At 70.8% G+C, this 19,887-nt stretch carries 19 protein-coding genes and 1 riboswitch; of the genes, 14 read left to right on the top strand and 5 right to left on the bottom strand.

Features of this window, described 5'->3' with window-relative positions:
- Positions 1-196 precede the first annotated feature (196 nt).
- On the bottom strand, positions 197-1,357 hold the full coding sequence (locus ACWDX9_RS44835; protein ID WP_449966060.1) for a DUF6716 putative glycosyltransferase: 1,161 nt from the start codon (positions 1,355-1,357) through the stop codon (positions 197-199).
- Between the two features lie 2 nt (positions 1,358-1,359).
- The gene (locus ACWDX9_RS44830) at positions 1,360-2,304 is read right to left on the bottom strand and encodes a hypothetical protein (protein WP_449966057.1); all 945 of its coding nucleotides are present in this window, start codon (positions 2,302-2,304) and stop codon (positions 1,360-1,362) included.
- A gap of 97 nt (positions 2,305-2,401) precedes the next feature.
- Between ACWDX9_RS44830 and ACWDX9_RS44825 the strand changes: the two genes are divergently transcribed.
- The 4 genes from ACWDX9_RS44825 (at position 2,402) to ACWDX9_RS44810 (ending at position 6,147) form a co-directional block, all read left to right on the top strand.
- Positions 2,402-3,223: an aldo/keto reductase gene (locus ACWDX9_RS44825; protein ID WP_364247214.1), complete on the top strand. Its 822-nt coding sequence runs from the start codon at positions 2,402-2,404 to the stop codon at positions 3,221-3,223.
- A 19-nt stretch (positions 3,224-3,242) separates the two neighbouring features.
- Positions 3,243-4,196 carry a Gfo/Idh/MocA family protein gene (locus tag ACWDX9_RS44820; protein WP_449966054.1) on the top strand — a complete coding sequence of 318 codons (954 nt, stop codon included), beginning with the start codon at positions 3,243-3,245 and terminating at the stop codon, positions 4,194-4,196.
- Positions 4,197-4,313: 117 nt separating this feature from the next.
- A riboswitch (cyclic di-AMP (ydaO/yuaA leader) is annotated at positions 4,314-4,450 on the top strand.
- A gap of 13 nt (positions 4,451-4,463) precedes the next feature.
- A complete protein-coding gene (locus ACWDX9_RS44815) occupies positions 4,464-5,150 on the top strand; it encodes a CHAP domain-containing protein (RefSeq protein WP_449966052.1) in 687 nt (228 codons plus the stop codon).
- Positions 5,151-5,400: 250 nt separating this feature from the next.
- Positions 5,401-6,147 (top strand): YoaK family protein, encoded by a 747-nt coding sequence (locus ACWDX9_RS44810; RefSeq protein WP_449966049.1) that lies wholly within the window; start codon positions 5,401-5,403, stop codon positions 6,145-6,147.
- Here the strand turns inward: ACWDX9_RS44810 and ACWDX9_RS44805 are convergent.
- The gene (locus ACWDX9_RS44805) at positions 6,113-6,376 is read right to left on the bottom strand and encodes an alpha/beta fold hydrolase (protein WP_449966046.1); all 264 of its coding nucleotides are present in this window, start codon (positions 6,374-6,376) and stop codon (positions 6,113-6,115) included. The two genes, ACWDX9_RS44810 and ACWDX9_RS44805, sit on opposite strands and share 35 nt — an antisense overlap.
- A gap of 174 nt (positions 6,377-6,550) precedes the next feature.
- Between ACWDX9_RS44805 and ACWDX9_RS44800 the strand changes: the two genes are divergently transcribed.
- The 10 genes from ACWDX9_RS44800 (at position 6,551) to ACWDX9_RS44755 (ending at position 17,247) form a co-directional block, all read left to right on the top strand.
- On the top strand, positions 6,551-7,519 hold the full coding sequence (locus tag ACWDX9_RS44800; RefSeq protein WP_449966043.1) for a LysR substrate-binding domain-containing protein: 969 nt from the start codon (positions 6,551-6,553) through the stop codon (positions 7,517-7,519).
- A 64-nt stretch (positions 7,520-7,583) separates the two neighbouring features.
- The gene (locus tag ACWDX9_RS44795; protein ID WP_449966041.1) at positions 7,584-8,318 is read left to right on the top strand and encodes a TetR/AcrR family transcriptional regulator; all 735 of its coding nucleotides are present in this window, start codon (positions 7,584-7,586) and stop codon (positions 8,316-8,318) included.
- Positions 8,319-8,403: 85 nt separating this feature from the next.
- A complete protein-coding gene (locus tag ACWDX9_RS44790) occupies positions 8,404-8,844 on the top strand; it encodes a YciI family protein (RefSeq protein ID WP_449966038.1) in 441 nt (146 codons plus the stop codon).
- A 103-nt stretch (positions 8,845-8,947) separates the two neighbouring features.
- A complete protein-coding gene (locus tag ACWDX9_RS44785) occupies positions 8,948-10,237 on the top strand; it encodes an RNA polymerase sigma factor (protein WP_449966035.1) in 1,290 nt (429 codons plus the stop codon).
- Positions 10,238-10,669: 432 nt separating this feature from the next.
- Positions 10,670-12,016 carry an ABC transporter substrate-binding protein gene (locus ACWDX9_RS44780; RefSeq protein WP_350726817.1) on the top strand — a complete coding sequence of 449 codons (1,347 nt, stop codon included), beginning with the start codon at positions 10,670-10,672 and terminating at the stop codon, positions 12,014-12,016.
- A 57-nt stretch (positions 12,017-12,073) separates the two neighbouring features.
- Positions 12,074-13,030, top strand: coding sequence for a carbohydrate ABC transporter permease (locus tag ACWDX9_RS44775; protein WP_449966030.1), 957 nt, complete (start codon positions 12,074-12,076; stop codon positions 13,028-13,030).
- Positions 13,027-13,857, top strand: coding sequence for a carbohydrate ABC transporter permease (locus tag ACWDX9_RS44770; protein ID WP_350726814.1), 831 nt, complete (start codon positions 13,027-13,029; stop codon positions 13,855-13,857). Before ACWDX9_RS44775 ends, ACWDX9_RS44770 begins: the two co-directional genes overlap by 4 nt.
- Positions 13,854-15,263 carry a GH1 family beta-glucosidase gene (locus ACWDX9_RS44765; RefSeq protein ID WP_449966027.1) on the top strand — a complete coding sequence of 470 codons (1,410 nt, stop codon included), beginning with the start codon at positions 13,854-13,856 and terminating at the stop codon, positions 15,261-15,263. The genes ACWDX9_RS44770 and ACWDX9_RS44765 overlap by 4 nt, the downstream gene beginning before the upstream one ends.
- A complete protein-coding gene (locus tag ACWDX9_RS44760; protein ID WP_449966024.1) occupies positions 15,244-16,242 on the top strand; it encodes a LacI family DNA-binding transcriptional regulator in 999 nt (332 codons plus the stop codon). The genes ACWDX9_RS44765 and ACWDX9_RS44760 overlap by 20 nt, the downstream gene beginning before the upstream one ends.
- Before the next feature lie 9 nt (positions 16,243-16,251).
- On the top strand, positions 16,252-17,247 hold the full coding sequence (locus ACWDX9_RS44755) for a phosphotransferase family protein (RefSeq protein ID WP_449966021.1): 996 nt from the start codon (positions 16,252-16,254) through the stop codon (positions 17,245-17,247).
- Here ACWDX9_RS44755 and ACWDX9_RS44750 read toward each other — a convergent pair.
- Both ACWDX9_RS44750 and ACWDX9_RS44745 read right to left on the bottom strand, forming a co-directional pair.
- Positions 17,191-19,410 (bottom strand): M64 family metallopeptidase, encoded by a 2,220-nt coding sequence (locus ACWDX9_RS44750; RefSeq protein ID WP_449966018.1) that lies wholly within the window; start codon positions 19,408-19,410, stop codon positions 17,191-17,193. The genes ACWDX9_RS44755 and ACWDX9_RS44750 overlap by 57 nt on opposite strands.
- Before the next feature lie 51 nt (positions 19,411-19,461).
- Positions 19,462-19,887 (bottom strand): anti-sigma factor (locus ACWDX9_RS44745; protein WP_449966015.1); only part of this gene is annotated, 426 nt, incomplete at its 5' end.

The following is a 19,887-nucleotide window of genomic DNA, read 5'->3' as shown; positions in this document are numbered from 1 at the left end:
GCCGATGAATCCGGCCGCCCCTGTCACCAGCACCACGGTCTCCGGCCAATACGACATCGTGGATTGACCTCCGTGGGAGCCCAGGCGGTCCTTCGGGGAAACAGGCGCGCGTGAGCCGCACCTCAGGCGGTCCCCCGGAGGGACGGGCGTGCCGCTCAGGTGGGGCGGTGTGCTCGCCGGGCTGGGAGGGCGGTGGTCAGCCGAGAGCCTTGAGGTAGCGGCGCATGCGGCGCTTGGCCCGGTAGCCGGCCCGCAGCATCGAGGGATGCACCTCCACCCGCAGCCTGGCCCGCCGCCGCGCCGCCGCGTGCTCCGGCCCGTCCAGCAGCGATCGGGCCGGTACGCGCGACCCGCCCGCCACCAGCCCGGCCAGCCGCCCGGCCCAGTCGTTGTGCGCCGGCGGGTGGAAGTAGTTGGCCTCGCACCACTCGGGAGCGGCCGCCCGGAAGCCGCCCTTCGCCAGGTCGTCGAGCGTGCCCAGCAGCCCGCTGCCCTCGAACACCAGGTTGATCATCTCGGCGCTGACGCCGAAGTCCTCCAGCACCAGCGACGGCACGCCCAGCGCGATCGCCTCCAGCGCCGCCGTCGAGCTCACCGTGACGAACCCGGCCGCCCGTTCGAGCTGGTCGTGCATCGACCCCGCCGCGAACTCCACCCGCCCCGGCTCGCCCATCTCCCGCCACAGCCGCTGGTAGTGGTGGCGCTCGTTGTGCGTCTGCCGCTCGTCCTCAAGGGCCCGCAGCTTGACCACCACGTCCAGCTCGGGCCGCAGCCGGGCCAGCTCGGCCAGCGCCAGCAGGATCCGCTCGCGGTCCTGGCGCTCCCGCGGCACCTTGGCCTGGGTGGCGAACACGACCCGGTTCCCGCCCCCGGCGACCACGCCGGAGCGCAGGAACGGCAGCCTGGCCAGCCCCACCGCCCCTCCCCCGCCGAGCCGGCCGGCGATCTCGGAGAACTCGGCCACCTCACGCTCGCTGTGCACCACGAACAGGTCGCACCCGCTGCGGAACAACCACGCCTTCTCCGTCGCCGGCACCGAGATCCCCGGCAGCCCGCTCACGAACACCGGCCGCGGCCGCAGGTCGCCGAGCACGTCGGCCACCAGCACGTCCACCACCGGGCCCGTGCAGGCCACCAGCACCACGTCCGGGCGCATGCGCTCGGCCAGCCGCCGCACGGACCGCGCCGAGACCACCGGCGGCGGCTCCAGACCGCCCACGGCGGCGGCGATCTGCTCCGGCGAGGGCGCGATCGGCGTGCGCACCACCACGAGCTCTGCCGTGCCGCCGGGGGGAAGGTCGCCGAGCAGGCAGGCCGCCCACTTCAGATACGAGTCGGAGTCGGCGACCGCCAACACTTTCAACCGGACACTCCTGTCAGATGCGAGCGAAGGGCGGGGGCCGCCCTGCTGGTCCACCAGTCGTCAGGAACGTCCACGGGCTCCACGGCGACACCGCGCGGGCTGAGCAGCACCCGCAGCGAGGTGATCGCGGTCGAGGGCAGGCTGAGCACGCGCTGGCCCGCGTCCAGGCCGCGCAGCGTCAGCTCGGCCGGCGCGCCCACGTCGTGCACGGTGATGCCGGGGCGCTCCCTGATCAGGGCCACGTCCACGGGGTCCTCGCGGCGGTGCGGGTAGTACGCGAGCGGCTCCTGGGCCGCCAGGTCCGTCAGCCAGCGCAGGTAGTGGTCGCGGTGCACGAGCCCGTTGCGGACGAGCGAGGTGCCGAGGACGACCGTGCGCTCCGCGGGCCCCTCCGCGCTGGGCGGCTGGGCGCGCAGCCAGTCGAACTGGTGGCGTACCAGGTTGATCCCGGCCCGCCGTACGCCGTCCGCCAGGGCCTCGTCCACGGGCAGGGCGGTGAAGACCGACACGTCGCTCAGGCGCAGCCGCAGCGCGGCCGCCAGGCCCAGCACGGAGCGCAGCTTGGCCGGCTGGGCCCTGGCCCGCAGCAGCGGCCGGTACGGCCCCGCGGCCAGCAGCTCCAGCAGCCGGAGCGTGGCCAGCCCATCGTCCACGATGACGATGCGTCCGGGACGCGAGGTGAGCCAGCGCACCTGCACCCTGCCGGAGAAGGCGTCACCGACGGCCTGCACGCGCCTGGGCATGCGCTCACGCGGCTCCGCCAGCTCCAGGCCGTCGGGCAGCCCGAGAGACCTCAGCTCCCGACGCGTGGCCTTCAACGGCCGCAGACCGGCGCGCGGCACGACCACCGTCTCGGGGCCGAGCACGCCCGCGTAATGGGCCTCGACGGCGCACAGCATCTGGAGCGGTGACTCCACCCAGGCCGACGCCTGTTCGACCACTCCTGTCCTCCCAGCCGGGTGATGGCCCGTTCACGACCGCTTCAAGCTAGCCCCGCCGCCTTAAGCCACCAGAAACGCGACGTGAACAATGGAGAGCATGAACTCGCTCATGCTCAACACCGACGGCGTGCAGATCCCGCAGCTCGGCTACGGCGTCTGGCAGGTGCCCGCCGACGAGGCCGCGCGGGCCGTCACGACCGCGCTCAAGGCCGGTTACCGGCACGTGGACACCGCCGCCGCGTACGGCAACGAAGAAGGCGTGGGGCAGGCCGTACGCGAAAGTGAGCTGCCACGCCGGAAGCTGTTCGTGACCACCAAGCTGTGGAACGCCGACCACGGCCGCGCGGAGGCGGCCTTCGACGAGTCCCTGGCCCGGCTAGGCCTCGACTACATCGACCTTTTCCTCATCCACTGGCCGGTGCCGCAGCAGGACAAGTACGTGCAGGCGTGGAAGGCGATCGAGAAGATCTACCGTGACGGGCGCGCCAAGGCCATCGGCACCTCCAACTTCAGCATCGCCCACCTCACCCGGCTCATGAACGAGACCGACCTCGTGCCCTCCATCAACCAGATCGAGCTGCACCCGTACCTCCAGCAGCGCGAGCTGCGCGCCTTCCACGAGGCCAACGGCATCCTCACCGAGGCGTGGAGCCCGCTCGGCCAGGGCCAGGGCCTGCTGAACGACCCCGCGCTGGCCAAGCTGTCGGACAAGTGCGGCAAGACGCCCGCGCAGATCGTGCTCCGCTGGCACCTGCAGCTGGGCCACGTCGCGATCCCCAAGTCGGTCACCCCGGCGCGCATCGCCGAGAACATCGGCGTCTTCGACTTCATCCTCGACGCCGAGGACATGGCCGCCATCGGCGCGATGAACAGGGGCCAGCGGATCGGACCCGACCCCGACACGTTCAACATGACCTGACTCGTCTACGATCTCCCGCGTGCGGGATTTTGCGTGGGGCATAGCGGCGACAGGGAATATCGCGCGGACCGTCGGGGCGGCCATCGCGGCCGAACCGGGCATGCGGGTGGCCGCCGTCGGATCGAGGAACCTGGGGCGGGCGCAGGCGCTGGCCGCCACGCTGGGGGCGGAGTCCGCGTACGACTCCTATGAGCGGCTCGCCGCCGACCCGGCCGTGGACGCGATCTACGTGGCGACGCCGCACGCCCAGCACCTGGAGGTGGCCGAGGTCGCCATCGCCGCGGGCAAGGCCGTGCTGTGCGAGAAGCCGCTGGCCGCCACCGTGGACGACGCGGAGAAGATGGTACGCCTGGCGCGCGAGGCGGGCGTGTTCCTGATGGAAGCGATGTGGATGCGGTTCAACCCGCTCGTCCAGAAGATCGCGGCCGACGAGCGCTTCGGCGACCTCCGCTCGGTGCACGCCTCCTTCGGCTTCGCCAAGCCCTACGACCCGGAGCACCGGCTGTGGGCGCCGGAGCTCGGCGGCGGGGCGCTCCTGGACCTCGGGATCTACCCGTTCGGGCTGGCCCAGCTGCTCCTCGGCATGCCCTCCGACCTGCGGATCACCGGCACTCTGGCGCCCAACGGCGTCGATGCGGAGGCCGGCGGCGTGCTGCTCTACCCCGGTGGCAGGAAGGCTCTCGTGGAGACTTCGTTGCTCGGGAATTACCCGAACCATGCCAGTGTTGTAGGAACTCAGATGCGGGCGGACCTCCAGGCACCGTTCTGGGCTACGCCGCGGATTTTGCTCTCCGGGCCCTCCATGGAGCCGGAGGAGTACATCCTCGATCCGGCCGACAACGGGTACGCCGGGGAGCTCCGCGAGGTCCGGGCCGCGACGGCCGAAGGCAGGACCGAAAGTTCGATCATGCCGCTCGACGAATCCCTTGCCATGATGGGGCTTCTGGCCGAGGCTCGCAGGCAGGTCGCCTAGCTGGGCCTTTATCGATTTGTAACGCTCTTGCCTTTTGCATTACGTTTGAGGCATTCTTGAGACATACGTCCGGTTTGTCCGGACTTGTCCGACCATCGCACGACACATCACAGGAACGTCCTGTGACCGCTGAATCCGCCCTCGGGCGGAACCGGGGACCCAGTCCTTTGGGGTGAATCGGCACTTCGGTGCCGTAGGGCAGCTTCCACGTCCGAACCCGTCAGCTAACCCGGTAAGCGGCATGGAAGCAAGGAGTAAACCCCCTCGATGGCCAACATCCGTCTTACCTCTGCTGCGAAGACCAACATCGCCCGCGTCCTTCTCGGCGCCACCATCCTCGGAACCGCGTTCGGCGCCCACATGACCAGCGCCACCGCAGCAGACAAGCAGCCGATCGGCACCGTCGCCAGCACCGCCACCGTCGCCGACCACGTCGAGCGCTCGCGCGAGGCCAAGGTCGGCGTCACCGCCGGCCAGGTCCTGGCGCTCGCCAAGTCCCAGGTCGGCATCACCGAGAACGCGGCCGGCGGCGGCACCAAGTTCCAGCGCTGGTACGCCAACTCGCAGCGCGCCGCGGAGACCATCGCCCGTGACGGCGGCAGCCGCACCGACTACCTGAACGCCGCCTGGTGCGCGATGTTCGTCTCCTGGGTCGGCGACCAGACCGGCGCCCGCTCGCAGATCGGCTGGGACGCCTGGACCGTCGCCCACGCCAAGTGGTTCCAGGCCAACCACCGCTTCGGCACCGAGGCCAAGCCCGGCGCCATCGTGTACTTCTCGTGGAGCGGCAGCAAGAACCTCGACGACATCCAGCACGTCGGGTTCGTCGAGAAGGACAACGGCGACGGCACCATCTCGACCGTCGAGGGCAACACCGGCAACGGCAAGGTCGAGGAGCGCGTCCGTCCCAAGTCCCAGGTCGTCGGCTACGGCTACCCCCAGTACCGCTCCTGACCGGACCGTCCCCCTCCAGGCTGGACTCCCCCAGGCACCTCCTGGCCGGCCTTCCCCAGCGCCAAACGAGCGCGCGTCCCGCAACGGGACGCGCGCTCGTCGCGTTTCCCGCAGGTGCGGCGGGGTGCCGAGCGGAACCCGGCGGCCGGTGCCGTGCGGCCGTCGCGTTTCACCCCCGCGAGTGCGGCGGCCCGCCACCGGGGAAGACCCGAGGCGAACCGCCCGCGACCTCGCCAAGGAGCCGCCGACCATGCCAGCCGCGCGCAGACGCCCCGGAAGGCTGGTCCGGAGTGGGCTGCGACGGGTCGCCGACGGGCTCTTCCCGCGCGGCGCCAACCCGCACGGCGTCCTGCCCGCCCTGCTGATCCTCCTGGCCTGCGTCACCGGCCTCGTGGACGCCGTCAGCTTCCTCGGCCTGGGCCGCGTCTTCGTCGCCAACATGACCGGCAACATCGTCTTCCTCAGCTTCGCCCTGGCCGGGGAGGCCCAGATGTCCAAATGGCCCTCCCCGGCGGCCCTCGTCGCCTTCGGAGCCGGCGCCTGGAGCGCCGGCCGGGTGATCAGGCACACCGCGAACGCGCGACGGGCGTTCGCCGCCGCCACCGCCGTACACGCGCTCCTCGTCGCCGCCGCCCTCGCCGTCGCCCTCACGGCCGGGCACCGCACGGCCTGGGCCCAGGCGGCCCTCATCGTGCTGCTCGCCTACGGCATGGGCCTGCAGAACGCGTCCGTACGAGCGCTCGGCGTACCCGACCTGGTCACCAACGTCCTCACCACGACCCTCACGGGCCTGGCCGCCGACACGCCGGGCCGGGCCGCCCTGCGTCGATCCGCCTCCATTGCCGCGATGTTCCTCGGCGCCCTGGCCGGCGCCACCCTCCACCTCACTACCGGCCCCGCACCCGCGCTGGCGATCGCGCTGACCCTGCTCACCACCGTCGCCCTCGTCGCCCGCAGTGGTCTCAGCCGAGAAAGAACTCCGCCAGCGCCCGGGTGACCCCGGCCGGATCGTGCTCCATCGGGATGTGCCCCGCCCCGGGAACGCGCACCAGCGTCGTGTTCGGCACCTCGGCGGCGAAGCGCTCGGCGTACCGGACCTCCTGGAACGTGTCGTCCTCCCCCCACACCAGCAGCTTCGGCGTCCCATCGGCCTTGAGTGCGGGCACCAGGTCCAGCGTGTAACGGCTGTCGGCCGCGCCCGCCAGCGCCATCCACGACCGGTCCACCCGCGCGTCGTTCCACGGATCAAGGTAATCGGCCAGCTCCGCCTCGGTGGCCGGCCGGGCGAGCGCGGTGGTGACCGCCTTGCGGGGGCGGCCAGCAGTTCCTCCACGGTCGTGGCCGCCACCACGGCCGGATCCCGGTAACGGGCCACGCCGGGAACCGGCCAGGAGTCGTATGTGACCGAGTTGACCAGCGCCAGCCGCCGCACCTCTGGCTGCCCCTCCACCAGCAGGTGCTGGGCGACCGCACCGCCGATGTCGTGCCCCGCCACCGAGAGCCGCTCCCCCGCGCCGACCGCGGCCGCGAACCGGGCCACCCACGCCGCCAGCGCCGGAACCGCCGCCGTCGAGCACACCGGCATGCCCCAGCCCGCGGTCAGCCGCGCCATCGCCGCCCTCGAACGCGAGCTCGGCGCCGCCCTGTTCGTCCGCCACCGCGACGGCATCGCCCTCACCGAGGCCGGCCGGCGAGCCCTCGCCCGCGCCCGCGCCCGCCTGCGCCACTTCGACCTCATCCGCGCCGACGTGGCCGCCGCCAGCGGCCAGATCACCGGCGAACTCCGCCTGGCCAGCCTCCCCAGCGCCACCGGCACGCTCGTCGCCAAGCTGCTGCGCGCGTTCACCGACCGCTACCCGCAGGTCCGCGTACGCCTCTTCGAGGGCATGGACGACGACATCCGCGAATGGCTGCACCGCGGCGCCGCCGAGGTCGGCGTCGTCACCCTCCCCGCGCCCGGCCTGCGCACCGTCCACCTGAGCACCCACGACATGGTCGCCGCGCTGCCCGCCGACCACTCCCTGGCCGCCCGCCCGGCCGTCACTCTCGCCGATCTGGAGGGCAGGCCGTTCATCCTGACCACCGCCGGCTGCCGTCCCCTCATCATGGGTGCGGCGCTGACGGCCCAGGTACGGCTCGACGTCGCCTTCGAGGCCAGCGGGCCCGCCGCCATCCTGGAGATGGTGGCCGCGGGGCTGGGCGTCAGCATCGTCCCGGCCCTCGGCCTCCCCGCCGACCTGGGCACCGTCGTCACCCGGCCCCTGGAGCCGACGATGACCCGTTCGCTGGCCCTGGCCGTTCCGTCGGCGGACGACTGCGCCCCGACCACACGCGCCTTTCTCGACCAGCTCGACGCCTTTACATTGTAGATCAGCGTGTACGTCGTCTACTTCTGATACGTTGTACACCAACTCGTCGGGAGGAGGGTGATCCATGGCTGCCCCGCGCAAGCCCAATGACAGGCCCCCGCTGTGGGCCCGCCTCGAGCGCCCGGCGCCCGCCCCACGCCAGACCCTGTCCCCGCACCGCATCGCCACCACCGCCGTGGGCGTCGCGGACGCGGAGGGCCTCGACGCCATCACCATGCGGCGGCTGGCCACCGAGCTGGGCGTCGCCCCGATGGCCGCGTACCGGTACGTGTCGGGCAAGGACGAGCTGCTGGAGCTGATGGCCGACCACGTCTACGGCGAGCTGGAGCTGCCCGGCGAGACGGCGGGATGGCGGGAGACGCTGCGGGAGATCGCCGTCAGGACGCGCGAGCTGGTGCTGAAGCACCTCTGGCTCGCCCAGCTCCCGCCGAGCGCGATGCTCGCCGTCACCCCCAACCGCCTGGCGGTGGCGGAACGCTCGCTGCGCGCCGTCGACGGCCTTGACCTGGACGCCGACACCAAGATGACCGTCGTCAACACCGTCGGCTCCTACACGCAGGGAGTCACCGGCGCCGAGATCGCGATGCGCCGGCTCATGGCGGGTCAGGGCTGGTCCAGCGAGCAGCAGGTCTACCTCAGCATGGCCCCGCAGCTCACGTACCTCCTCGACACCGGCCGCTACCCCGGCTTCCGGCAGTACATCCACGAGGGCAGGCACAAGGACCGGCCGGGCTGGCAGTTCGAGACCGGGCTCGAGTACGTTCTGGACGGCATCGCGGCCCGGCTGTTCGCGAAGTGAATCTCTCGCGTACGTGTCGATCCCGCCTGTCGCCGTTCGACGCGTTCGACGAGAGCTCGAACCGGACGAAAGAGAGACATCACCCATGAAATTCATGATCGTCGGCAAGGCCAACGCGGAGACCGAGGCCGGGGCGCTGCCCAGCCAGGAGGTCGTGGACGACATGCACGCCTACAACGAGGCGCTGACCAAGGCGGGCGTGCTGCTCGCGGCCGAAGGGCTCTACCCGAGCTCGCAGGGGGCCCAGATCGCGTACAGCGGCGGCAAGGCGACCGTGATCGACGGCCCCTTCGCCGAGGCCAAGGAGCTCATCGCCGGCTTCTGGCTGATCCAGGTCAAGTCCCGGGAAGAGGCGATCGAATGGGCGATGCGCGTGCCGGTGCCGCCGGGGTACGACGGGATCGGGCTGGACGTGTGGCGGGTGTTCGACGCTTCGGACGTACCGGACGATTCGCTGCCCGCGGACGAGCGGGACCGCGAACAAGCGCTACGCGACCGCCTCGGCGTCGACACGCCCAACCCCTGACCCACGCGCCCGCCCCGACCCTGACCGCTCCCTGGGACACATGACGGGACGCGCGCCGCCCGGGTTGCCATCGGCGCCTTCGGGCTGCTCTCATGGGCCGGTGATGGCTTCCGACACCGACGACCAGGCCCGAACCCAGGCCGTCCCCCGCCGGGGGACGGAGACCCATCGGGCCATCGAGGCGGTGTGGCGGATCGAGGCGGCCCGGCTCATCGCCGGGCTCGCCGGGCTGGTGCGCGACGTCGGCCTGGCCGAGGAGCTGGCCCAGGACGCGCTGGTCGCCGCCCTGGAGCAGTGGCCGGAGTCCGGCGTGCCCCGCAACCCCGGCGCCTGGCTGATGACGGTGTCCAAGCGCCGCGCCATCGACCTGATCCGCAGGAACGAACGCCTCGAACGTAACCTGATCGAGCTCGGCCACCGGCTCGACACGGACGAGGACCTGCCCGAGGTGGACGAGATCGAGGACGACCTCCTGCGGCTGGTGTTCACGGCGTGCCACCCGGCGCTCTCCGTGGAGGCCCGGGTGGCCCTCACGCTCCGCGTGCTCGGCGGCCTGACCACCGACGAGATCGCCCGGGCGTTCCTCGTCCCGGAGTCCACGGTGGCGCAGCGGATCGTCCGCGCCAAGCGAACCCTGGCCGACAGGAAGATCCCCTTCGAGGTCCCCCAGGCCACCGAGCTGGCGGCACGCCTGGAATCGGTCCTGGAGGTCATCTACCTGATCTTCAACGAGGGCTATTCGGCGACGGCCGGCGACGACTGGATGCGTCCCGCCCTGTGCGAGGACGCGCTCCGGCTGGGCCGGGTCCTGGCCGGCCTGATGCCCAAGGAGCCGGAGGTGCACGGCCTGGTCGCCCTCATGGAGATCCAGGCCTCCAGATCGGCGGCCCGCGTGAGCCCGTCCGGCGAGCCCATCCTCCTCCTCGACCAGAACCGCGCCCGCTGGGACCGCCTCCTCATCCACCGCGGCCTCACCGCCCTGGACCAGGCCGAGAAGCTGGGGGACGGCACGCTCGGCCCGTACACCCTCCAGGCCGCCATCGCCGCCTGCCACGCGCGCGCTCTCAACCCGGAGGACACCGACTGGGTACGCATCGCGAGCCTGTACGAGGCGCTGGCCAAGCTGTCCCGCTCCCCCATCGTCGAGCTCAACCGGGCCGTCGCCCTCTCCATGGCCTACGGCCCCGCGGTCGGCCTCCAGCTCCTCGACCAGATCGCCGACGAGCCGTCCCTCAAGGACTACCACCTGCTGCCGAGCGTACGAGGAGACCTGCTCTTCAAGCTGGGCCGGAGGGAAGAGGCCCGGACCGAGTTCGAGAGAGCGGCGGACATGACCCGCAACGCCCGCGAACGCACCCTCCTCCGGGAACGCGCCACCGCCTGCCGCACATGAGCCGTCCCGGCAGCCGCACCCGCCCGTTGCCGGCTTGAGCCGTTCGCGCGCGACGCCCCGTTGCGGAGGGCCATGCCGTGCCGTCCCGGGAACCGCCGGAGGCGGCTCAAGCGGCTTACGCTTCCGGCCGGGGTTCTCACTGGTGGCGTGACCGGGAGAAAGCGTGGTGGGTGCGGGTGACATGCCCTTGATGCGACACAAAAGATGTCTCTTGAGGTGGGAGCGCTCCCAAGCCGCCCTTTGCGAGGTATAACGCGAAAAATCCGGTTCTAGAGTGACAAACCGCCTCATTGGTAACGGTTGCGTTTCGGTGGATTGACGTGCAGACCACGTAAGTGCACCCTTTGTGGGAGCGCTCCCAAAGACTCCCACCGCGGCGGAGCGCGAGCCGCGGTGCACTCCCCCAACATTCACCCGAGAAGGGGTCCACCCATGATGATCAGCAAGCGTCGCGGCGGTCTCGCCGCGGCCTCTGCTCTGGCCGTGGCGGCGCTGACCGTCGCGTCCTGCAGCTCCGGCGGCGGCACCGCCACGGGGTCCAGCAGCGCTCCCGCCTCCTCCGCGGCGGCTGAGCCGGTCACCATCCGCGTTCAGACCTTTGGCGGCGGCACCAACTTCGGCTACAAGAACGCCATCACGAAGTGGAACGCCGAGCACAAGGACATCCAGATCAAGGAAGAGCACCTGACCGACCAGTTCGAGCAGCAGTACTGGCCGCAGATGATCCAGTGGTTGCAGGCCGGCAACGGCGCGGGCGACGTGGTCGGCATCGACGAGGGCGGCATGGGCCTGGCCAAGGCGCACCCCGAATGGTGGGCCGACCTCAAGGAGTACGGCCTGGAGTCCCGCAAGGCGGACTTCCCGGCGTGGAAGTGGGAGAACGGCGTCACGGCCGACGGCAAGCTGTTCGGCCTGGGCACCGACATCGGCGGCATGAGCCTCTGCTACCGCACGGACCTGTTCAAGAAGGCCGGGCTGCCGACCGAGCGTGACAAGGTCAGCGCGCTCTGGCCGACCTGGGATGAGTTCATGAACGTCGCCAAGACGTTCCAGTCGAAGGTCAAGGGCACCAAGTTCGCCGACGGCACGAACACGCTCTACCAGGTCGTCCTCTACCAGGAGGCGGCCAAGAACGGCAACGTGACGTACTTCGACAAGGACAACAACCTCATCGTCGACAAGAACCCGGCGGTGAAGGCGGGCTTCGACTTCGCCACGAAGATGAGCCAGCAGGGCCTGACGGCCAAGCTGCGCAACTTCACCGACGAGTGGGCGGCGGGCACCCAGAAGGGCGCGTTCGCCACGGTCGGCTGCCCGTCCTGGATGCTCGGCGTGGTCAGCGGCAACGCCGGCGACGGCGGCAAGGGCAAGTGGGACGTGGCCAGCGTGCCGGGCGGCGGCGGCAACTGGGGCGGCTCCTGGCTGGCCGTGCCCAAGCAGTCGAAGCACCCGAAGGAAGCCGCGATGGTCGCCGACTTCCTGACCAACGCGCAGACCGAGGCGAGCATCTTCACGGACTTCGGCAACATGCCGAGCAACACCAAGGCCCAGCAGGACCCGGCCGTGCAGGGCGCCAAGAACGAGTTCTTCAACGACGCCCCCATCGGTGAGATCTTCGCCAAGTCCGCGTCGAGCCTGCAGCCGGTCTTCCTCGGCGTGAAGCACGCCCAGGTCAAGAACGCCATCGAGTCCGTCATCCAGGGCATGGACGACGGCTCCGTCCCGTACGACAAGGCCTGGCAGCAGCTGGTCGACGACGCGGTGAAGGCCGCGGGCTAGTCTCCCCGCCCGGCCCGCGAGCAGCGGGCCGGGCTTGTTGCCGCCGAAAGGTCTGCTATGAGCCTCGACACCCTTCCGCGGGCGGCGCGGAACAACCATCGCCGCGCCCGTCCGCCCGGCCGCCGCTGGCGTTCACGATTCGACGTCAAAGCGATGCCGTACGCCCTGGTGTCCCCTTATTTCCTGCTGTTCGCCGCCTTCGGGCTGTTCCCGTTGGCCTTCACCCTGTACTACTCGCTCTACGACTACGACCTGGCCGGGACCGTGGAGTGGACCGGGCTGGGCAACTACACCGCCCTGCTCGGGGACGAGGACTTCTGGAACGCCGTGGTCAACACGGTGGGCATGTTCGTCCTCGCCACCGTCCCCCAGATGATCCTCGCGCTGCTCCTGGCCAACGCGCTGAACAAGCGCCTGAAGCTCCGCCTGGCCATCCGCATGAGCGTGCTGCTGCCGCTGGTCACGTCGGTGGTCGCGGTCGCGGTGGTGTTCACGCAGCTGTACGCCCGCGACTGGGGCCTGGTCAACTGGATCCTGAGCGGGTTCGGCGTGGACAACACGAACTGGCGGGCCGAGCGCATCCCGTCGTGGATCGCCATCGCCACCATGGTCGACTGGCGCTGGACCGGCTACAACGCGATCATCTTCCTGGCCGGCATGCAGACGATCCCCCGCGACCTGTACGAGGCCGCCGCGATCGACGGCGCGTCGCGGCGCAGGCAGTTCTGGCAGATCACGCTGCCGATGCTGCGCCCGACGATGATCTTCGTGGTGCTCAACTCCACGATCGGCGGCCTGACGCTGTTCTCCGAGCCGACCACGTTCTACAACGGCAATGTCGACGGCGGCTCGCAGGGACAGTTCCAGACGGTGGCCATGTTCATTGTCAAGCAGGGCTTCCGCGAGTTCGACTACGGCTACGCCGCGGCGGCCGCCTGGCTGCTGTTCCTGCTCATCCTCATTGGAGCGGCGATCAACTTCCTGTTCGTGCGCAGGATCGGGGGCACGCGATGAACAACTTCTCCCCGACCCTCGCCACCCGGCTCATGCTGGCCCTGGCCGTCCTGCTGTCGGCGTTCCCGCTGTACTGGATGCTCGTCATCGCCTCCCGTACGAACGCCGACGCCGTCGCGATGCCGCCGCCGTTCCTGCCGGGCGGGAACCTGGGCGAGAACATCGTCGCGGTGCTCAACAACGAGGACGCCAAGTTCCTGCTGGGCCTGACGAACTCGTTCATCGTGTCGAGCATCGTCACCGTGTCCGTGGTGATCATCTCCACGCTGGCCGGCTTCGCCTTCGCGAACCTGAGCTTCAAGGGCAGGAACCTGCTGCTGGTGCTCGTGCTGCTGACGATGGCGGTGCCGTTGCAGCAGATGGGCGTGGTGCCCCTCTACCGGCTCATGGTGAGCCTGGAGTGGACCGGCACGCTCAAGGCGGTCATCCTCCCGTACCTGCTCAACGGGTTCGGCGTGTTCCTGATGACGCAGTACACTCGCCAGGCCGTGCCGATGGAGCTGGTCGAGGCCGCCCGGGTGGACGGCGCCGCCACGCTGCGGATCTGGTGGAACGTCGTCCTGCCCGCCGTACGTCCGGGCATGGCGGTGCTCGGCATCAACACGTTCATGCTCATGTGGAACGACTTCATGTGGCCGCTGATCGTGCTGACCCCGGACAACCCGACCGTGCAGATCGCGATCACCTCGCTCAACGCCAGGTTCTCCACGAACTACACGTTGATCTTCGCGGGAACGGCGTTGTCCATCATTCCGCTCATCGCAGTATTCGTCGCATTCGGCCGCCAGATCGTCGGCGGCCTCATGGAAGGTGCGGTCAAGGCGTGACGACACAAGAGGAACAGACGCGTGCCGGGCTGCGCTTCCCTGCGGGCTTCACGTGGGGCGCGGCGACCTCGGCGTACCAGATCGAGGGCGCGGTCGACGAGGACGGGCGCGGCGTCTCCATCTGGGACACCTTCACCAAGACGCCGGGCCGGATTCTCAACGGCCACAACGCGGACGTGGCCATCGACCACTACCACCGATACCGGGAAGACGTCGGGATCATGGCGGAGCTGGGCCTGTCGGCCTACCGCTTCTCGGTCTCCTGGCCCCGCATCCAGCCCACCGGCTCCGGCCGGACCAACCAGAAGGGCCTGGACTTCTACAAGCGGCTGGCCGACGAGCTCCGCCGGCACTCCATCGACCCCTGGCTCACCCTCTACCACTGGGACCTGCCCCAGGAGCTGGAGGACAAGGGCGGCTGGCCCAACCGCGACACGGCCTACCGCTTCGCCGACTACGCCGCGGCCGTGCACGAGGCGCTGAAGGACCACATCCACACCTTCAGCACCGTCAACGAGCCATGGTGCGCCGCGTTCCTCGGCTACGCCTCGGGGGAGCACGCCCCCGGCAGGCGGGAGCCGGAGAACGCGATCAGGGGCGCGCACCACCTCAACCTGGCGCACGGGCTGGCCGTCCAGGCGATGGACGCCCGGCGCGTCGGCGGCTGCGTCAACCTGTACGCGGTCACCCCCGCCACCGACAGCGCGGAGGACCTGGAGGCCGCCCGGCGCATCGACGGGCTGCAGAACAGGTTCTTCCTGGACGCGCTGCTCACCGGCCGCTATCCGGAGGACGTGCTGGCCGACCTGCCGCTCGAGATCGACTTCATCGAGCCCGGCGACATGAAGACCATCAACGCACCCATCGACCTGCTGCTCGTCAACTACTACAGCCGCTTCACGGTCTCGGGAGCACCAGGCGGCAGGCAGTCGGCGGCGGCGGCCCCCACCGACTCGGCCTCGCCGTGGGTGGGCAGCGAGCACGTGTCGTTCGTCAGCGCCGGCTACCCGGTCACCGCGATGGGCTGGGAGATCGACGAGAGCGGCCTGGTGGAGGTGCTCACGAGGATCGCGCGGGAGTACCCGCCGATCCCCATGGTGGTCTCCGAGAACGGCGCCGCCTTCGAGGACGTGCTCGAGGACGGCCGGATCCACGACCGGGAGCGGCAGGCGTACGTGGAGGCGCACCTCGGCGCCTGCAAGGCGGCCATCGAGGCCGGCGTGCCCCTGGAGGGCTATTTCGCCTGGTCACTGATGGACAACTTCGAGTGGGCCTGGGGCTACGGCAAGCGGTTCGGCCTGGTGCGCGTGGACTTCGAGACGCAGGAACGGCTGATCAAGGACAGCGCGCTCTGGTACTCGGAGATCATCCGGCAGAATAGGCGCCATGAACCGACCGACTCTTGAGGCAGTCGCGGCTCGGGCCGGGGTGGGCCGGGGCACGGTGTCTAGAGTCATCAACGGCTCGCCGAACGTCAGCGCCAAGGCCCGCGAGGCCGTGGAGCTGGCCATCCGCGAGCTGGGCTACGTGCCCAACCGTGCGGCGCGCGCCCTGGTGACGCGCCGCACCGACGCGGTGGCCCTGGTGGTGTCCGAGTCGCAGCTGCGGGTGTTCGACGACCCGTTCTTCGCGGGCACCATCCGCGGCATCGGCTCGGCGCTGTCGGAGACCGGGCTGCAGCTCATCCTGGCGATGGCCCGCACCCCCGAGGAGTACGACCGGCTGGAGCACTACCTGACGGGGCAGCACGTCGACGGCGTGCTGCTGCTGTCGCTGCACGGCGCCGACCCGCTGCCGGGGCGGCTCGAGGAGATGGGCGTGCCGACCGTGCTCGGCGGCCGGCCCGTCGGGCTCGACCCCTACAGCTACGTCGACATGGACAACCGGGCAGGGGCCCGGCAGGCGGTCAAACACCTGCTGGGCCTCGGCCGCACGCGCATCGCCACCATCGCCGGTCATCAGGACATGGGCGTGGGCGTCGACCGTCTGGCCGGCTATCGCGACGCGCTGTTGCCCGCCGGGCTGCCGGAGCTGGTGGTGTACGGCGACTTCTCGGAGGAGAGCGGCTCGGCGGCGATGACCCAGCTGCTGGCGAGCCATCCCGATCTCGACGCGGTCTTCGCCGCGTCCGACCCGATGGCCCTGGGCGCGATGCGCGTGCTCAAGGCGGCGGGGCGGGCGATCCCGGAGGACGTGGCGGTGATCGGGTTCGACGACTCCAAGGCCGCGCTGCACGCCGACCCGCCGCTGACCACCGTCCACCAGCCGACCGAGCAGATGGGCCGGCAGATGGCGCAGCTGCTGGTGGCCCGGATCAACGGCGAGGAGCTGCGCCAGCCGGTCGTGATCCTCGACACCCACCTGGTACGCCGGCAGTCAGCGTGAAAGGCTCCCGTGGACAGTAGAACCAAGCGCCGCTTATCCGACGCCGAGCTCGACGCCCTGCTCCGCCGCGCGCTGGGCACGGGCGTCGTGGCCGTCACCGAGCTGACCGACGGCTACGCCAACGCCGTCTGGCGGCTCAAGCTGGACGACGGACGCGAGGTGGTGCTCAAGCTGTCCCCGCCGCCCGACCTCGACCAGCTCAGCTACGAGCGCAACCTGCTGCGCATGGAGGCCGCCGCGTACGAGCTGGCGGCGCAGGCGGGCGTGCCGGTGGCGACGCTGCTGCGCGCCGGGTTCGACGACCCGGTGCTGGGCGGCGACTACCTGCTGCTCGACGCGCTCGACGGGGTCTCGTGGAACGACGTCAAGCCGGAGGGCGAGGAGGCGCTGCGCCGGGAGCTGGGCCGCCACCTGGCCAGGTTCAACGCGGTGAGCGGCGAGGTCTTCGGCTACCCGCACGCCGGGATCGTCGGCGCCACCTGGCGGCAGGCGTTCCTGGCGATGGTGGGGGCGCTGGTCGGCGACACCGAGCGCTACCCGACGCCGCTGCCGCGCTCCCCCGGGGAGATCATGGCGCTGATCGAGGCGGCGTCGCCGGTGCTCGACGAGGTGACGACGCCGCGGCTGGTGCACTTCGACGTCTGGCCGGGCAACGTCTTCCTCGACGTCAGCGGCCCGCCCCGGATCCAGGCCATCATCGACCACGAACGGGCCTTCTGGGGCGACCCGCTCGCCGAGTTCGTCACGCCGACGATCTTCGGCGAGCTGGCTGAGGACGACCCGCTGCTGGCGGGCTACCGCGAGGTGACGCCGCTGGAGCTCACCCCGGCGGCGCGCACCCGCATCGACCTCTACCGCGCCTACCTCTACCTGATCCTGCTGGTGGAGAACGGACCCCGGCAGTATCCGGAGGAGGAGTACGCCAGGCTCCGCGAGGCCTCGTTCGGCTCACTTACCGCGGTGCTCGACCGCCTCGTAAGCGCCTCCCCTGGCGGCCGCGGCTAGCCGGACGCACGAACGCGCGCCCTTGTTGGGCACGCCGAGGTCGACGGGTTTGTCACCCGTGCACAGCAGCGCGCCGCTGATCGTGCTGCCCGACAGGATCGGCGCCGTGTTGCCGGCCAGCAGGACGGCGCCGCGCAGGTCGGCGCCCACGATGGTCAGCGCCTTGGCGCCGCTGACGTTGAGCGCGCCGGTGAGGGAGGCCTTGAGCAGGTGCACGGCGGCGGGCTGCGCCGCGGTCAGCGTGCCGGCGATCCGGCCGCCCTTGACCACGAGCGAGGCTCCGGGCTTCACCGTGATGGGCCCGCTGATCTGGGCGCCGTCGAGGCAGGTGACGCCGTCGGCGGCGACGAGGGCGCCCTGGTAGACGCCGGTGACCGTGCGGGTGCAGGCGGGCGGCGGGGCGATCGTGGTGACGGTGAAGCTCTTCGGCGTGCCCTGGTTGCCCGCGGCGTCGATCGAGCGGTATTCGATCGTGTGCCTGCCGCGCGGCAGCTTCCCGTACACGAGGGAGTCGATGACCGTGCCCTCCTCGCTGAACGTCCACGGCAGCTCCGACGAGGTGGGCCAGCCGAAGTAGTTGAACCAGCCGTCCCCGTCCACCCGGGACTCCGAGACCACGTAGCCGCCGCGGTCGTCCTCGCCCGCCAGCCGCATGGAGAAGGGGCCGTTGTAGACGTAGGCGTCGCCGACCGCGGCGAGCGGCTCGGACAGCTCGTAGCGGGTGGCGGGCAGGCTCGCGTCGACCTGCCAGTTGAGGGTCTGGCCACCGAGGGCGGCGACGAGGGTGTGCGTGCCCGGTTGCAGGTTCAGCCTGCCCAGGTCGAGGTCGGTGCCGGTGCCCGCCGGGCGGCCGTCCACGGTCCACGTCACCTCGGGCACGGTCGCGGCCGGATGGGTGGTCTCCACGTACACGACGTCGGCGCGGCCCAGCGGCCGGTCGGTGGGGGTGGCGGAGACGAACGCGGCCTCGGCGCCGTCCGGCGGGGTGGTCAGCGACGTGTCCACCGTCCAGGTGCGGGACTTGGTGATGGCCGCCCTGATCGCCGGGTCCCTGACGAACTCGGTCGGGTCCGAGACGGTGGCCGTCACGGTGTGCGTGCCCGGGGTGAGGCCGAGGGTGCGCAGGTCGAGGGCGTCCTCGTGGCTCGCGTGGTCCTTGCCGTCCACGTTCCAGGTGGTCGTCAGCGAATGGCCGACGGGGCGCATCGGCTCGACCCACAGCACCCGGTCGGCGCCGACGGGCTGCTGGTTGGGCGTGGCGTCCTGGATGACCATGGTCTTGGCGGTGATGCGCTGGACCATGACCTCGCGGCTGACCTGGTCGTAGGCGTAGCCGAGGGTCTTCATCATCGAGTGCCGGCTGGGCCGCCAGACGCCGGTCGTGTAGTACAGGCCGCCCTCGTAGCGGCCGATGGGGCCGCCCGACTCGCTGGGCTCGCCCAGCCAGCGCCACCACTTCTTCTGCTGGTCCTTCATCTGCTGCTCGGTCAGCAGGGTGTGGTGAGGGCTGGACGGCTCGGCTCCGGGGTAGGCGCCGCCGGGGACGCCGCGCTGGTAGTAGTCGTACTCGTCCTGGAGGCCGCCCAGGGAGTGGCCCAGCTCGTGCGGGCTGATCAGGGCGGACATGCTGTTGCTGCCCGAGGCGGTGGCGTACGAGCCGCCGGCGCCGCCGTACGTGCCGCTGTTGCCGAGCGCGAGGATCTGCCGGTTGCCGGAGGAGGTGCCGGTGACCAGGTCGGCGTAGCGGGTGGCGGCGGTGTTGTCCATGGTGATCAGCCGCTGGACGCTGCCGGGGTTGCAGCGGCCCCAGAAGCCCATGCCGAGCGGGGTGACCTTCTTCGGCGAGTCCAGTCCGGGGTCGCAGCTGATGCCCGACTCGCCGGAGACGATGTCCACGCGGTAGACGTTGATGTAGTTGCGATACGTCTTGAACGGCTCGATCGACCACATCACGTTGAGGTGCCGGTCCACGTCGGCCCGGAACTTGGCCTGTTCCGGCTCGGTGTAGCCGTCCCCCATGATGATCAGGTTGAATCGCCTGGCCGGGGAGCCCGTGACCTGGACGGGCACCACGCCGGCCGCGCCCGCCTCGGCGGCCGCCGCGGGCACGGGTAAGACGGGTAACAGTGCGGCGGCCAGCGCCAGGGCCGCGAAGATACGCATGCCCTGCACTATCTACGATCAAACGCGCGTGACCAAGTCCCTAACTGCGTGTCAGGCCTCGGGGAGCTCGGCCAGCAGGATCGGCTGGGTCGTGGGCCTGCCGGAACCGGCCGCCGGCTCGACCGTGAGCGCCACGCGGTCGTCCCCCCGCTCCGGCGTGATCAGCAGCGGTGCGGTCAGGCCGCTCTCGGCCCGGTCGAGCATCCCGGCGGGGCGGGGGCCGTCCGGGCCCATCAGCCACAGCTCGTAGCCCTTGGAGCGGGGCAGTTCGGCCAGGCCGGACGAGGCGAACACCATGCGTCCCCTGGCGCGGGAGATCACGACCGTGCCGGTGCCGCCGGAGGTGGCGGGCTGACGTACCGTCTCGGCGTCGGGCGCGGCCAGCACGGCGATCACCTCGTCGTTCCTGGCGGTCAGGTCGCTCAGGTCGCGGCGGGCGTCCACGGCGACGGCGCCGAGCGCGACCGCGGCCGCCGC

It is taken from the genome of Nonomuraea sp. NPDC003201, from assembly GCF_053590415.1.
Note: the sequence above shows the minus strand (reverse complement) of the source record. Positions and strands in the feature narration are given on the sequence as shown.